The 15,793-nt window shown below is 52.5% G+C and carries 8 protein-coding genes; 2 read left to right on the top strand and 6 right to left on the bottom strand.

Features of this window, described 5'->3' with window-relative positions; translation table 11 throughout:
- Nucleotides 1-60 precede the first annotated feature (60 nt).
- The 5 genes from J7619_RS08525 to J7619_RS08505 form a co-directional block, all read right to left on the bottom strand.
- Nucleotides 61-1,146: a FecR family protein gene (locus tag J7619_RS08525; RefSeq protein WP_291196950.1), complete on the bottom strand. Its 1,086-nt coding sequence runs from the start codon at nucleotides 1,144-1,146 to the stop codon at nucleotides 61-63.
- Nucleotides 1,147-1,434: 288 nt separating this feature from the next.
- Nucleotides 1,435-1,641, bottom strand: a complete 207-nt coding sequence (locus J7619_RS08520; protein ID WP_291196948.1) for a hypothetical protein — start codon at nucleotides 1,639-1,641, stop codon at nucleotides 1,435-1,437.
- Between the two features lie 980 nt (nucleotides 1,642-2,621).
- Nucleotides 2,622-3,230 carry an RNA polymerase sigma factor gene (locus tag J7619_RS08515; protein WP_291196946.1) on the bottom strand — a complete coding sequence of 203 codons (609 nt, stop codon included), beginning with the start codon at nucleotides 3,228-3,230 and terminating at the stop codon, nucleotides 2,622-2,624.
- A 169-nt stretch (nucleotides 3,231-3,399) separates the two neighbouring features.
- Complete coding sequence (locus J7619_RS08510) at nucleotides 3,400-5,412, bottom strand: plastocyanin/azurin family copper-binding protein (RefSeq protein ID WP_291196944.1); 2,013 nt, start codon at nucleotides 5,410-5,412, stop codon at nucleotides 3,400-3,402.
- Nucleotides 5,413-5,437: 25 nt separating this feature from the next.
- Nucleotides 5,438-7,165: a family 16 glycoside hydrolase gene (locus J7619_RS08505; RefSeq protein WP_291196942.1), complete on the bottom strand. Its 1,728-nt coding sequence runs from the start codon at nucleotides 7,163-7,165 to the stop codon at nucleotides 5,438-5,440.
- Between the two features lie 647 nt (nucleotides 7,166-7,812).
- On the opposite strand from J7619_RS08505, the gene J7619_RS08500 reads away from it, so the two are divergent.
- Together J7619_RS08500 and J7619_RS08495 are read left to right on the top strand one after the other, a co-directional pair.
- Nucleotides 7,813-11,130: a SusC/RagA family TonB-linked outer membrane protein gene (locus J7619_RS08500; RefSeq protein ID WP_291196940.1), complete on the top strand. Its 3,318-nt coding sequence runs from the start codon at nucleotides 7,813-7,815 to the stop codon at nucleotides 11,128-11,130.
- A gap of 18 nt (nucleotides 11,131-11,148) precedes the next feature.
- A complete protein-coding gene (locus J7619_RS08495) occupies nucleotides 11,149-12,675 on the top strand; it encodes a SusD/RagB family nutrient-binding outer membrane lipoprotein (RefSeq protein WP_291196938.1) in 1,527 nt (508 codons plus the stop codon).
- 154 nt (nucleotides 12,676-12,829) lie between these two features.
- Here J7619_RS08495 and polA read toward each other — a convergent pair whose 3' ends face one another.
- On the bottom strand, nucleotides 12,830-15,736 hold the full coding sequence (polA, locus tag J7619_RS08490) for a DNA polymerase I (RefSeq protein ID WP_291196936.1): 2,907 nt from the start codon (nucleotides 15,734-15,736) through the stop codon (nucleotides 12,830-12,832).
- Between the last annotated feature and the right edge of the window lie 57 nt (nucleotides 15,737-15,793).

The following is a 15,793-nucleotide window of genomic DNA, read 5'->3' as shown; positions in this document are numbered from 1 at the left end:
TCCATAGCCTTATGTAACTTTGAAAAGATCCTGGTTGTTAATGACTTCCTGACATTTTCCTCAGTTACAACCTTTGGAGCTGATCACAACGAGACCATTTTCCATATCATAGCCGGCGCCAATCGCCTGGCATATCGCATTCAATCGTTGCTTCAGGTTTTCTTCATTAAACTGCGCGCTGATCATGCAGTTGGAAAGCGTTTCGGCCTGGTATCTGATACCGATCCCGTAGGCCTTTGCCAGCGCATCGAACACTTCGGTAACGGGCCGGTCGTCGAATACCTGGTCTTTCAGCACAACCGACTCCGCCAGTAGCACCGGATTGGCCGCAATGGCTTTTTCCAGCTTGTTCTCCTTGCGGTTGAACACCACCTGCTGGTTGGGGTTCAGGATTACCCCCGCGGGCTTGGGTCCCTGCGAGGCTTCATATTCCTGCTTGGCATACACCGACACACGCCCGGTTTTTACAGCCACCATTTCGGTGTTATCACCCTCAAAAGCCTGGATGCGGAAGCTCGTCCCGAGTACTTTGGTGACGGTTTCGTTGGTATAGACCAGGAATGGCCGTTCGGGGTTTTTGGAGACATCAAAAAACGCCTCGCCCGTAAGGTACACGCGTCGCTCGTGCGCTGCGAAATGCCTGGGATACCGGATGCTGCTGCCTTTGGCCAGTGTAGCCACGCTGTTGTCGCTTAACAGCACCGTCATTTCCACTTCGGTCGGGTTATTTTTGACCAGCATTTCACTCTCCAAAGCCAGTTGCTTTCCTTTTTCTGATGGCGCTATTGTATTATGTGTCGTGTAGTAAAGCCAGCTCAGTCCGCCGGTGAGCAGAAGTACCGCCGCAGCTCTCCAAACCGCTCGCTGGTAAAATGGCAGGCTCCCTTCGGCTTTGCGTTCGCCGGCAATGCGCGTGATCTCCGCGATTTCATGCCGGAGCATTTCGTCCGAAAGGTCATCCTTGTAAATTTCATGCACCGCGAGGACCAGTTCCCGTGCACGCGCCGCGATGCCCGCACGATCGGGGTTTTGTTGCAGCCATTGCTGCCAGTAACGGTCGAGTTCGGGTGTAGGCGCCATCACCCAGCGCCGGAACGATTCGTCCGTCGCCAGTTCCTCCACGGTAAAGATTCGGTGTAAGCTCATCGGCAAAACAAAAACATACGGTTTAGAGCATTTGCAGGCTCTTTAAAATGGTATGTCTGTTTTCAGTACCAGCATAACCAAAAAAGTCAAAAAAAATTTTGAAAAGTGATAGAAGAGGGGAGAAAGGAGGATGGAGGAAGGGGAAAAGGGAGGAATGTTATAAATGGTATTAATGTATAGAAAGTATTAGATGTTTAATTAGTTAATAGCATTTAATTTGTATTGAAATATAAAAAGTATTGTGTAGCGCTGCCGTACAGCTCGCGCAAATCTCTTGATTTGTGTGTACTATTCGCAGGCCTCCGGCCGGGCGTGTGGCAACGTCGATCCCTCAACACGACATTGCATTCCTGCCCGGCCGGAGGCCTGCGAATAGTCGGCACGAAGGTGGACCTTCGCGCCATTGCGCCATTGCGACCATTGTGAAAAAGTATTAGAGACAAAGAATCGCGTAGCGATGTAATATTGGTAGCAGCATTCGATTCGGTGTATCATAAAATCCCGTTAGGGATGTAACTGATAGCCGGCGCAATGCATGGTTGTTGCATGCCCAGGGGCATTGACGGGCATTGTGAGACACCAGAGCGACGTATATTTTATGCCTAGCGGCATTGTTTGCTTAGCGTGATCGAGGCCGGGACGGCGATTGGTTGTGACTTGCGGCCGCAGAGCGGCCTACTGTTTCTAGAAACCGGCACAAATACGGATAAACCTACTCCGGAGGAGTATCCTCGAACGGCTCAGGAGGCTCCTCCGGAGCCAGCGCGGTACATCGGTAAATGCATTTTTAAGGGTAAAGGATCGCCATTGCCGCATCGTCCGGCCGGAGGCCTGCGAATAGTCGGCGCGAAGGTCCACCTTCGCGCCATTGCGACCATTACGAAAGAGTATAAGAGACAAAGAATCGCGTAGCGATGTAATATTGGTAGCAGCTGGATATTCGGTGTATCATAAAATCCCGTTAGGGATGTAACTGATAGCCGGCGCAATGCATGGTTGTTGCATGCCCAGGGGCATTGACGGGCATCGTGGAGCACGGGGCTACCAATATTGCATGCCTAGTGGCATTGTTTGTCTAGGGTGATCGAGGCCGGGACGGCGATTGGTAGCGACTTGCGGCCGCAGAGCGGCCTACTGTTTCTGGAAACCGGCACAAGTACAGATAAACCTGCTCCGGAGGAGTATCCTCGAAACGGCTCAGGAGGCTCCGATGGAGCCACGCGGTGGCACACATCGGGCTTTTCTACAAACAGGACACCCCTCCGGGGAACTGTTACCACTAGAGCAAAGCAATACCTCTTTGAAATTGGTACAATTCGAGAGCCTATGGTCCATCGGTAAATGCATTTTTAAGGGTAAAGGATCGCCATTGCCGCACCGTCCGACCGGAGGCCTGCGAATAGTCGGCACGAAGATTCACCTTCGTGCTATTTGCGTTTCTCCTTCCTCCTTTTCTCCTTCCTCCCTTTTCCAGGCTATGACAAAAGCACCACCAGCAACCAGAAAAACTCCGCGGGTGCCCATATCTCCTTAATCTCTTTCAATGTCCGGTAAAGCAGATTGGATACGCTCTGGCGGCCGAGGCCCATGATGTTTGCGATGTCTTCGTTGTCGAGGTTTTGGTAGAAGCGAAGGTAGATGATCTCCTGCTGGCGTTTGGAGAGCAGGGAAATGATGCGTTTGAGATGGCCGTTCTGGAAGCGGATATGCTCGTCTTCGATGATATTGGTTTCGATGGACGGTGCCGATGGGTCGGTGTCGAAAATGGCTAGCTGCGGCTCATGAAAGCGTTTGAGGCGTATGCTTTCCTTGATAAGCTTGTGGCGGAGTGCTTTGAGGAGGTAGGATTTGACGAATGCGGTTTCGGAGAGAAAGTTGCGGCGTTCCCAGAGTTCGAGGTAAAGTTCCTGGATGGAATCGCGGATGAAATCGGGATCCGACGAAAACTTGGTGGCATAATTGTACAGCGCCCGGTAGTGCGTTTGGGCGAGTTGCCCGAGCGCTTCCGCGTCGCCGGCTTTGAACCGCTGCCAGAGCCTGATATTCAGTTCGCTGGCATCCGATATGTGTTCTTCGTGATTCAAATCTTTAATGTAACGGCAATGTTGTATTAAATCAATGAATTATACCAATCAAAGCGGCCGCTTGTGGCATTCTCCTTGTGAAATGGCGTAATTATTCAGTTTTGGAAATGTGGGGGAAAATAAAGCGGGGCGGTGTCTTTCCGCCCCGCTGGGAGGCCAACCGGGTTGGCTACTTAACTACTTTGAGTTTCCCCTGCATCAACGAATAATGGCCGGGGAAAGTGCAGACGAACTGATAGGTGCCGGCTTGTTTCGGAGCGATGAAATAGATCGCTTCCGATTTCTCTGGCTCTACAATGTTGGTATGGAAAAGGACGTCGTTGGTTTTTGGCACGTAATTCAGTTCCGTTCCTTTCAAACCAAGGTTCAAACCTGCTTCACCCACTGCATTGGCGGCTCCGGGCTTGGTAATGACGAGGTTATGCAGCATATCGTCGTTGTTGTTGAACACGACTTTGATTTTGCTTCCCGCTTTTACCTGGATTTCCGAAATGTCAAATTTCAAGCCCGGTACGGTACCGATGGTCACCACCTGGTCGGGGCCATTGGTCCAGCTGGCCGGCATTTCGGTGACGCGCTTGGCCGATGCGGCGGTATTGGATGCCGTTTCGGCAGTGGCCGAGCCGGATGCGGCGGCCATATGCGCGCTGTGGTCGACCGCTGCCGCTTTCGCGGTGGTCGTGAACTGGGATGCGCTGGCTGGCTGTCCGCCTGCGATCTCATTCAATGTATAGTAACCGGTTGAATGCAGGAGGTTATTGCCATCGGTCGATTTCACGCCTTCCGCTTTGATTTCGTGGATGTAGCCTTTACGCAATGCCGCCGGATCGACTACCAGACGTACGCGAAGACCGTCTTCCGAAACGATAATGCCTTTCAACGGCACCTCCTCGGTGTTGATGATCGGGCTACCGTAAGTGCGGTGGTAGCGGTAGGTGAAGCTGTTCATTTTGTACGCATCCTGCTCCGCTGCCGCTTTTTTATCGACGGGGCTGGTGAATGTGATTTCAAAACCGTCGGGCATAGAACGTACAGTTTTCATCTCGAACGGCATTTTACCGGTCCACACGAGTCGTTGGATACCAAACTCCTCCTTGCCCGTCGCTGCCCATCCGCGGCTGGTCTGTCCCACGAACATTGAGCCATCCAGGCCCCATTCGAGGCGGAGAATCCCCGACATGAAACCTTCGCGGAAAGGGAAAACGGTTCCCTGCCACACACCATTTACTTTTTCGAGGTCTACACGGGTAATGATGCTATGCCCCTGGTCGCCCACGAACATTTGTCCCGCAAACGGCCCAAATGCGCCGTTGGTAATGTCTTCCTTGAAATCTGAGGTCGAAATACCCACAAGCGTGTGCGGGAACCATACAGCTGGCGGTTTCAGGCCCGGCACTTTCTTGGCTACATCATAAAGCGGCTCGCCGGTGCTTGGAACGTCTTCGGGTGTCAGCTTCACGGGCGATCCTTCTTCTTTGCTCCAACGCAGACCCGCCGGGTTACCTGCGAAATCGCCTTTTTCAAGGTGTGTCATGCGGCCGGAACCTACCCAGTCGCCCTGGTTTTCGGTATAGAAAATATCGCCCTTATACGAGCCGAAGCCCGATGGGGAGCGTAAACCGGTTGCCCATGGCGTCAGCTTGCCATCCTGGCCGAGTTTCAGCATCCATCCACGCCATTTCGACTGGCTCGCACCGCGGCCCACCCAGTCAAGGTTGAGGGTCACCAGCATTTCGCCGTTCGGCATCGCTACCGGGCCGTAGGAATACTGGTGGTAGTTACCCGACAAGGGCCAACGCGAAAAAGAATCATACACATCGGCTACGCCATCGTGATCGGTGTCTTCGAGGCGGGTAACTTCGCCGCGCTGGGATACAAGGAAGTCCTTTCCGCGGTAATACAAGCCCAGCGGCTCGTGGAGGCCCGACGCGAAACGGTGAAACGAAGGCTTGCCGTCGCCTTTCAGATAGGGGTTACCGATCATCCAAACCTCCCCGCGGCGGGTGGAAGTAGCGAGGCGGCCGTCGGGCAGGACCTGCATGCCACCGATTTCCATTTTGATGTTCTCCGGAATCGGAATGGTGATAATGCGGTAGTAATCGTCGATTTTATTGGGTTTCGACTGCGCAAATGCACTGGTGCAGCCGACGGTAATCAAGGTAGTTAAAAGAATATTTTTCATCTATACGAATCAGATAATGAGGTTCTTACCAAAACAGTGAATAGCTCGTCGCGTTGGAAACGGGAAGGATCAGCTCCTTCATTTCGCCCGCGGGGCGAACCACCGCTTTGGCTTTTTTATCAACCTGCACAAAAAAGCGGTCGTCGATCTGGAACAATCCTTTCTCTATTTCGGTGATCTGCTTCCCGCTCGCGAGGAGCGAGTACAGAGAGCCCGCAGGCGTGCCGTCCACGCGGAATGTGCGTGAGAGGCTATTGCCACCGGACACGAGTTCGTCACTCACCGTCGCGGAACCGATCGCATAGCGAAACACAGGATAACCTTTCGGATCGATCTTGTAGCCCAGGAAATTGATATTGGAAGAGTCGGGCCATACTGTATTGGCATTGTCAAGCAACGCTATGCTGCTGCGTCCTGAGACATGTACTTTCAGTCCCGCGGGGAAGAGGAGTTGCGGTTCGCCGCGCTCGTACCACATTTCGGTCACGTCCGCAAATTGCCCGCGCCATGCTTGTACCAGCGCACCACGGTTCAAATCTACGGTGTAGTTCCAGCCGTCGGGGCTGCCAACGGAAATACAGTGTGTGCGCTTGTATTTTTCGCCGTCCAGCAGAATGAACGAGCGCACCATTTCAGGACGCATATCGGGCGTTACACTGATGTACGGTTTAGGCTCGGGCTCGGGGAGGGACGACAATGCATGCAAGTCGTACGGACGCACCCCCGATTTCTCTACGCGGATTCCCAATGCAGCCGGGCGCCATGGGAAGCGTGAGTAGTAGACCTTGAATTTGTGTTTGCCCTGCGTAAGGTTCATGGAGCCTGTGTGCGTTTCCTGCGAAGTGGCTTCACCGGATGATACCACGCTTTTGCCGTCGATATCAACCGAAAGAACGGGGCCGGAGTAAATGGTCGTGAAAATGTAATCGCCGGCCTCGGTTACGTCGATATCACCTTCGTACACCAGGTGAAATTCACGCATCCCGTTGGTCACTTCCTGCGTTAGCACGGGCGACTGGCCTTGGTGATCCAGCTTGCTATATTCTTTGGCATCCCATTTGTCGCCATATACCTTGTAATTCAGGTTGCTGATCGACAATGGTTTACGATTAGCAAGGAGTTGGTAGCCCACGTTGCGGAATGCGATGCTGCCTTTGGTCACCTCGAATGCGATAGGTTGGCCGTCGGCGGCAGTTTTGGAATTGGGGAGGTAAACCGTTTCCAGGACGGTAACGCCGTTGAGCGAAAGGGTGTTCAGGCGGGCGGAGTTAGGAATATGTTGTACCGATGCATCATAGGAGAGTTCGAGCGTTTGCCAGAGGCCTGCCGACTTGGCCGCGTTCTGGTTCGGAAACTGACCGATATAACCCGATGTCGATGCGTCCGCTGTTTTTTGTTTGCTACTGTCGGAAATCTTCACCTTCTGTCCGCCGGGCAGGATGATGTTTCCTTCGGCTCCGGGCTCTACATTGAATTCAATGTAGAGCCGCAGGTCGCTTGCTTTCAGTTTGGTGATCAGCACGGTCCCGGCATTTCCGACCAGCACGCCATCGCCGGCGAGTGTTTTGGGCTTTACCGCGCCGGAGGGGTGAATGGAAATGCCTCCTTGTATCGACCAGTTGGCGGCGGCGCTTTCAAATGCGCTGAGATCTTTGAGGGGAAGCGGAGAATAATTTCCCTTCGCTGTCTGGCCCATCACCATCGCCGGACAAGCCAGAAACAGCAGGGAGACTTTCTGAAACAATTGATGCATTGGAATCGATTAAGTGTATTGTTTACAATTAAAAAGCGAAGTTCGGTATTTTTTTTTCTATTATATCTGGAATTGTATGAATTTTTTGAAGGGTTTTGGGACATAAGAAAGGGGTTATGCGGGCTGCTCAAAAGTTTAACAATGATGAATATATACTATCCCGCGTATAGCGGCTAGGGTTGACTTCGATGATGCGGATGGCAGTCGAAATGGGTTACCGGATGTTGGCTAATACGGTTTGAAATAGTCCTCTTCAAAGATTTTTATGCATTATTTCAAAATCACAATATGCCTGTGACTGTTTCTGAGGCCCCATTTCTGTAAAATGCTTAGATACAGTCCGGTAAGAGAATATGTGGTTGCTTTTTTTATAAATGCGTTTTTGTAAATTTAAAGGGGCACGACGTGGGCGCGCGATCGCGGCGCTTGTGTGGCGGGAGTGACAGGAGTGGTAATTCATGAAATTTCCAAGCATTGATCAGTAGTCAGTACCGGCTATCCGGGATGTAACCCAAGCCGCTGGATTTGTTGATGTTATGTTAATAAATACTTAACATGACAAACTGTAATTAACCGGATTTTTGCGTTTTCCAGGGCGGATTTTGCCTGTTGCATTTCTTTTCTCACCTATAACAACCTAAGTGCTCATGATCAAAAAATTTTACTTATGCTTCCGGCTGAGTATTTTCAGAAGAAGCGCGTACACCGGGCTTATGCTCACGGGGCTGCTCTATTGCCACGCGGGCATCGCGCAGTCGGTGGTGACCGGCCAGGTGACTGCCGACGATGACAAGCTGCCCCTTGCCGGAGTGAGTGTGATCGAAAAAGGAACTAACAATGGCACTGTAACGGACTCGAACGGAAAGTACCAGATCAGCGTCAAAGGGGCGAATGCGGTGCTGACGTTCTCGTTCCTGGGCTATGTGTCGCACGATGTAGCCGTAAATGGCCGCTCAATCGCGGATGTTGTACTTTTTACGGACCAGAAGCAGTTACAGGAAGTGGTTGTAACGGCCCTGGGTATTAAGAAGGACGTTCGTAAGCTGGGCTATGCGGTGCAGGAGCTGAAAGGCGAGAGCATTGTTACCGCGCGTGAGACCAACATTGTGAACCAGTTGGCCGGTAAAGTAGCCGGGGTGACGGTCGTTGGAAGCCCGTCGGGTATCGGCGGTTCTGCCCGCGTGACGATCCGGGGAGAGCGGTCGGTGGATTTGAACAAAAACCAGCCGCTGTATGTGATCGACGGGGTGCCGATCAGCAACTCCATCACCGGCGGTTCAGGCCAGGGTAACCTGGAAGTCGATTTCGGGAATGGCGCAAGCTTTATCAATCCGGATGATGTCGAAACCATGAGCGTACTGAAAGGGCCTGCGGCTGCGGCGTTGTACGGTTCGCGGGCCGCCAACGGGGTGATCCTCATTACGACCAAATCGGGTAAGGGCAATAAGGGCATCGGGGTGGAGGTGAATAGCAACACCACTTTCGAACGCGCATTGAAATTGCCTGAATATCAGAACAAATACGGGCAGGGTAACGGTAACGGAGGCGATTTCGCGTTTGTGAACGGAGCCGGAGGCGGTCTTACGGACGGTACCGACGAAGGCTGGGGGCCTGAATTCAAAGGCCAGAGCTACCCGCAGTACAATTCGCCGCGCACACTGAACGGACAGGTAATTCCTTTCCTCGGTGGCGACCTGAATGCCCCGGCTGGAAGCGTTATTACGCCAACTCCCTGGTTACCAGACGTAGATGGTTTGAAGAACTTCCTGCGCACCGGTCGCACACTGACCAACAATATCGCGTTGATCGGCAATAACGACCAGGGGAGTTTCCGCTTGTCGTATACCAATCTCGATCAGACAGGTATCGTGCCCAATACGGATTTGAAGCGGCATACCGTCTCATTGAGTGCGGGTTACAACCTCACCAAGAAGTTTTCGGCAAAAACATTCGTGAGCTATATCAAAAGCGCAAGCGGCAACCGCCCGTCGATCAGCTACGGTACGGAGAGTATTATGTACCTCTTCAACTGCTGGCTGCCACGTTCGGTGAAGGTGTCGGATATGGAACGTTTATGGATGAACGGTCTGGAAGGACGGCGCCAGTTCAGCTGGAACTACAACTACCACGATAACCCTTACCTGACGGTTTACGAGAACACCAACGGCCAGGATGTGAACCGCATTATCGGTAATGTGATCCTGAAATACGATTTCACCGACTGGCTGAGCCTGCAAGTCCGTACCGCGACCGACTGGGGCAACGAGCGCCGTGAATACCGTCGCGCGTTCAGTACGCAGCGTTTCCCGTTCGGACAGTACCGCGAGGTGAAAGTCAACACCGAAGAGCGTAACACCGATTTCCTTTTGTCGTTCAATAAGGATATCAGCAAGGATTTCAATGTATCGGCGACATTTGGGGGTAACCAGAACCGCCAGAGCTCGATTTACGACGAGGAAAATGCGGGTCAGCTGAACTTACCGGGTATTTACAACCTCACCAACTCGCGCATTGCGCTGGTAGCGTCGCAAAGCAAGGTAGGCAAGCGTATCAACAGCTTGTACGGTTCGGCATCGGTGTCGTTCCGCAATTACCTGTTCCTGGACATTACCGCCCGTAACGACTGGAGTAGCGCATTGACGCTCCCTACGGCCTTGAAATCGTTTGGTACGGAAAACAACTCGTATTTCTATCCATCGGTAGCTTTGAGCGCCGTAGTGAGCGATATGGTGAAGCTTCCCGAGGTCATCTCATTTGCGAAAGCCCGCGCCAGTTTCGCACAGGTAGGTAATGATACCGATCCGTTTACATTTACCCAGGCATTCAATCCGAGCACACCTTTCGGAAGCTCGCAGATTTACGGTGAAACGGATCGTTTGGCGAACCTGAACCTGAAACCGGAGATCAGTACGGCCTATGAAATCGGTGCAGACCTGCGTTTTTTCAAGAACCGGGTCGGCCTGGATTTTACTTACTATCAGAGCAAAACCAAAAACCAGATCCTGCAAATCCCGCTTTCCTCGACGACAGGCTACAATGGCCGTTTTTTCAACGCGGGTGAGATCAAAAACTGGGGTTTTGAAACCATGCTGAATGTAACGCCGGTGGAAATCAACGATTTCAAATGGAATATCGGCGTCAATTTCTCGGCCAACCGAAGTAAAGTACTCGAACTTTCCGATGGTATCAACAACTTCGTGATGGCGAGCAAAGGCGTGAGCATCGAGGCACGCGTAGGCGAGCGCATGGGGGATATGTACGGGATCGCATTCGCGCGCGTGCAGAACACCAGCGCTTCGTTGCCCTATTATGACGCAACGGGTCAGAATGTAGGCCAGATCGTTTATAAAGACGGTCGTCCGGTACCTACTACCAACGTTCAGAAAATGGGTAACTACAATCCCGACTGGCTGGCAGGTATTTCCAATCAGTTCAATTACAAGAATGTGAAATTCAGCTTCCTGTTCGACGTTCGCCACGGAGGTAAGATCTTCTCTGAAACACAAGTGGTTGGTCGCGAGGGTGGTATCATCAAGGAAACCCTCGAAGGCCGTGCGGACGGCTACGATCTGAGCAAACCGGGTAACGGCGTGATCGGTGACGGCGTGGTACAGAACGCAGACGGTACTTTCAGCAAAAACGATGTGAAACTCACTGCACGCGCATGGCATACCGCATTCACCGGTGGCCGTAATATCGCCGAAGGGGTAATGTATGACGCGTCGTTTGTGAAGCTTCGCGAAGTACAGCTGGGTTATTCGATCCCGAACCGCCTGTTGGGTAATTCACCGCTCAAAAACATCACGGTTTCATTCGTGGCCCGGAACCTCGCATTGTGGTCGAAAGTGCCGCACGTAGATCCTGAAACAATGGCTTACAATGGCGGGACTGCATTGCCGGGTATCGAATACATGTCGATCCCTTCCAGCCGCAGCTATGGTTTCAATGTAAGTTTCAAACTGTAAAATCTCAATTGGAAGACAATGAAAAAGCTTATTCCGATATATATCATGGCAGCGCTGACCTTGTCGGCGGGGGCATGTACCAACGACTTTGAGGAAGTTAATACCAACAACAACGTTCCGAACGACGTCACGCCCGATCTGCTCCTGGCAGGCGTGATCCGGAACATGGTGAACAGCCAGGTCAACGACGCCTGGGGCATTGGAAATATCGTGGTGCAGCACCACGCCAAAATCCAGTTCGTAAACGAAGATCGCTACCTGTGGGGCCAGCAAAACAGCATCTGGGACAACGTGTATGGCAATATGCGTAATGTTAAAAACATCCTTGACCGGGTTGGTACCGACGATGCGAATGCCTACAAAGGCATCGCGCTGATCCTGAAATCGTGGATGTTCGCACTGGCAACCGACGCTTACGGCGATATCCCCTACACGGAAGCGACAAAGGGCAAGACCGATGGTGTTTACCTGCCCAAATACGACACGCAGGAAAGCGTTTACGCGGGTGTCCTGGCAGATCTCAAAACAGCCAACGATATTCTCGCTAACAGCTCAACGGCGGTCTCCGGGGACATTCTTTACGGAGGAGGCACCGGTTCATTGATCAAATGGCGGAAACTTGCGAATTCGCTTCGCCTGCGCTACCTGATGCGTATCTCGAAGCAGAAGGATGTGAAGGCCGACATGCAGGCTATCCTGGCAGACCCGGCGAAAAACCCGATTTTTGAAGGTATTCAGGATAATGCGGAACTGAAATACCTCGCCGCTGCCCCGAATCAATGGGCGTTGTATGGCGCACGCGTTGGTTCGTTCGACGAGTTCCGTGTGAGCAAGACGCTGAGCGACCGCCTCACCGCATTGAAAGACCCGCGACTGATGGTTTTTGGTCGTCCTTCGCAATCGTCTGTAACGGCTGGTAAACCGGTGATCGAGGGTGTTCCCAATGGCCTGGGCGATGTGCCTGCGCTGAACTACAATGGCGGCCCGCAAGGTGTTTCGCGTGTGGGTTACACCTTCGCATGCCTCGTGTGCAATGATCCCGGGCAGGCACCGCCGGATCCGGCAGCACCACGCGGAATTATCATGAATTATTCCGAATTGCAGTTCATTCTCGCTGAGGCGAGTGAAAAAGGCTGGATTACGACCGGTACCGCGGAAGGTTATTACACAAAAGGTGTCCAGAGCAATTTCGATTACTGGAAGAGTGTAGTACCGTCGTCGTACGGCATTAACGTAACGCCCGATCCGTCTTATTTTACGCAAACTGCTGTGGCTTACACAGGTACCAGCGCTGAAAAACTGGGCAAAATCGCATTGCAGAAATGGATTGCCTACTACTTCAATGGTCTGGAGGCTTGGTTCGACTGGCGCCGTACAGGCATGCCGGAGATTAAGCCGGGACCCGATAACCTCAATCAGAACCGCGTGCCGGTACGCTTCATTTACCCGCTCTCCGAACAATCGCTGAACGGTGCTAACCGCGAAGAAGCGGTAAAACGTCAGGGAACCGACGATTTGAATACGCGGACGTGGGTGGCTAAGTAAAGGAGAAAGGGAGGAAGGAGGAAAGGGAGTCATGTGTTGTCATGTGTTGTCAGGTGTTGTGCAATTGCTATTGCTTTTGACTGCTTAGAATCACACAATACCTGACCAAACCGGACTACACATGACTAAATCTCCCTTTCCTCCCCTAAAAAAATCAATGCGCTTCCAGCCAATTCGCGCCAACACCGATACCGGTTTCCATTCTCACGGCCATAGGGATCGCATTTCGCATTAATTCGTCTACTTTTTCTTTCAGCAGATCGATCTCGCTTTGGTGCGCGTCGAAGACCAATTCGTCATGCACTTGCAGGATCATGCGGGATTTGAGCTTTTCGCGGATCATCCAGTCGTGGATGTTAATCATCGCAACCTTAATCATATCGGCCGCCGAACCCTGGATCGGGGCGTTAATGGCGTTTCGTTCGGCATAACCGCGGTTGGTCTGGTTACGGGAATTGATATCCGGCAGGTACCGGCGGCGCCCCAGGATGGTTTCAACATACTCACGCTCGCGGGCATCGTTCACGACCTTGTCCATATAACCCTTTACGGCCGGGAATTCCTCGAAATAGGCGCGGATGATCTCGCTCGCTTCCCCGCGCGGGATGCCCAGGCGCTGCGCGAGACCGAATGCCGAAATGCCGTAAATAATACCAAAATTGACCATTTTAGACTTCCGGCGCATATCCGAGGTCACTTCTTCCAGCGGTACCTGAAACACCTTGCTGGCGGTCGTGGCGTGGATATCGCGGCCCTGGTTGAAGGCCTCCGTCATGCTCGCATCGCCGCTGAAAGCCGCCATAATGCGTAGCTCAATCTGCGAGTAATCCGCCGAAAGGATCTGGAAATCGCCCGAATCAGGTACGAATGCCTTGCGGATTTCCCGCCCGCGTGGTGTGCGGATCGGGATGTTTTGCAGGTTAGGGTTGGTGGAGCTCAAACGGCCGGTTGCTGCGACGGCCTGGTTGTAGGAGGTATGAATGCGACCGGTGCGGCTGCTTACCATCGCTGGCAACGCATCCACGTAAGTCGATTTGAGTTTCTGTAACTCGCGGTAATCTAATATCTTACGTGCAATGAGGTGATTTGCTTCCAGATCGGAAAGAATTTCTTCTCCTGTTGCGTACTGCCCGGTTTTGGTCTTTTTCGGCTTGTCGATCAGCTTCATTTTCTCGAACAGGACCTCGCCAAGCTGTTTCGGGGAGCTGATATTGAACGACTGTCCGGCGGCCTCGTAAATCTCCGATTCCGTCTGGCGAAGGTCGGATTCCAGTACGGCCGACATGTCTTTCAACGCATTGATATCCAGCCTTACACCGGTATTCTCCATGGATGCCAGCACTTTCGTCAGCGGCATTTCGACTTCATGGAAAAGTTTTGCTGCATTCACTTTCGGCAGCTCACGACTGAAAATTTCATTGAGCTGGAAGGTAATGTCAGCATCTTCCCCGGCATATTGGGTAATTTCCGGGATCGCCACATCGCGCATATTGCCCTGTTTTCCTCCTTTTTTGCCAATGAGCTCAGTGATCGACACCGGTTCGTAATTCAGGTAGGAGGCGGCCAGGATGTCCATTCCGTGTCGCTTATCCGGTTGCAGCAGGTAATGCGCAAGCATGGTATCGCTCAGTTTGCCACGCACTTCGATGCCGTAATTTTTCAGTACCAGCAGGTCATACTTGATGTTCTGGCCGATTTTTTCAATGTTTTCATTCTCAAAAACACCGCGGAAATACTCGACAATCTCCTGTGCTTTTGCCTGGTCGGCGGGTACGGGAATGTAAAATGCTTCGCCGGCGAGGTATGAGAACGAGAGGCCGACCAGTTGGGCATCGGTGGTATCGAGGGAGGTCGTTTCGGTATCGAAACAGAACGCCTTTTGTAAGCCCAGGTAATGCGCCAGGCTGGTCATGAGCTCGGGGGTGTCCACGGTGTGGTACCGGTGGAAGGTATTGGCAATCGTCTTTTTGGAAGTCGGAATACGGATACCCTCGGTGTCTTCGGTGAGTTCGCCATCTGCGAGGTCGCCGCTGACAACCGCCGGTTGCTGGCCGATTTCTTCTGTGGGATTGCCGAAAATATCGAGTTGGCCTTGGGCGCTCTTCTTCGGCGCGGGAGCCGCGCCGGTTCGTGTGGTCGGAGCAGTAGTTCCGCCCGAACCAACCGAGCCCCCGGTCGCGAAACCGCCCAAAACGCGTGTTTTCAGGGTTTTAAATTCCAATTCGTCGAAAAGTTCGGCGATAAGCTCTGCATTCGGCGCACAGATCGTCAGGTCCTCCGCGTCGAATGGCACAGGCACTTTGCAATCGATCGTCGCAAGCTGCTTGCTCAGAATAGCCTTATCGAAGTTCTCACGTACTTTTTCTCCGAGTTTTCCCTTAATTTCATCGGCGTGTGTGATCAGATTTTCGATCGTGTCGTATTCCTGGATGAGTTTCTGGGCCGTTTTTTCGCCCACGCCCGGAATGCCCGGGATATTATCGACGGCGTCGCCCATCAAACCGAGAATGTCGATAACCTGGTCGATGCGCTGGATTTGCCAGCGATCCAGTATCTCCTGCACGCCCAGTACTTCGGCACCCTTACCGAAGGATGCAGGCTTGTACATGTGTATGTACTGTTCGACCAATTGCCCGTAATCTTTATCGGGCGTCATCATGAAAACCTCGAAGCCTTCCCGTGATGCTTCTTTGGCGATGGTACCGATGATGTCGTCGGCCTCGTAGCCGTCCATTTCGAGAATAGGGATGCACATGCCTCTTAGCAGGCGCTTCACGAGCGGGATGGCCACGGTAATGTCCTCGGGCTGCGCCTCACGCTGGGCTTTGTAAGCCTCGAACTGCACGTGGCGGAAGGTAGGTGCCGCGGTGTCGAATGCAACGCCGATATGGGTAGGTTTCTCTTTTTGCAGTACTTCGAGCAGTGTGTTGGTGAAGCCGAAAACGGCACTGGTATTCAGTCCTTTTGAAGTGATGCGGGGCGCCTTGATGAACGCGAAATGCGCCCTGTAAATCAAGGCCATAGCGTCCAGAAGGAATAGCTTGTGAACGGGTTTTTCCATGAGGTAAGTTTATGATCGAAACTCAAATATAATGCAACTACCGCGACGGAAAGGGTT

Source organism: Dyadobacter sp., from assembly GCF_017744695.1.
Lineage (GTDB): Bacteria > Bacteroidota > Bacteroidia > Cytophagales > Spirosomataceae > Dyadobacter.
The sequence above is the reverse complement of the archived record's forward strand: the minus strand, read 5'-3'. Positions and strand labels throughout refer to the sequence as shown.

Excerpts from the sequence above, each read along its gene's own strand:
- J7619_RS08525 (WP_291196950.1), bottom strand. The coding sequence starts at position 1,146 with ATGAGCTTACACCGAATCTTTACCGTGGAGGAACTGGCGACGGACGAA.
- J7619_RS08520 (WP_291196948.1), bottom strand. The coding sequence starts at position 1,641 with ATGATACACCGAATCGAATGCTGCTACCAATATTACATCGCTACGCGA.
- J7619_RS08510 (WP_291196944.1), bottom strand. The coding sequence starts at position 5,412 with ATGAAAAATATTCTTTTAACTACCTTGATTACCGTCGGCTGCACCAGT.
- J7619_RS08505 (WP_291196942.1), bottom strand. The coding sequence starts at position 7,165 with ATGCATCAATTGTTTCAGAAAGTCTCCCTGCTGTTTCTGGCTTGTCCG.
- J7619_RS08500 (WP_291196940.1), top strand. The coding sequence starts at position 7,813 with ATGATCAAAAAATTTTACTTATGCTTCCGGCTGAGTATTTTCAGAAGA.
- J7619_RS08495 (WP_291196938.1), top strand. The coding sequence starts at position 11,149 with ATGAAAAAGCTTATTCCGATATATATCATGGCAGCGCTGACCTTGTCG.
- polA (WP_291196936.1), bottom strand. The coding sequence starts at position 15,736 with ATGGAAAAACCCGTTCACAAGCTATTCCTTCTGGACGCTATGGCCTTG.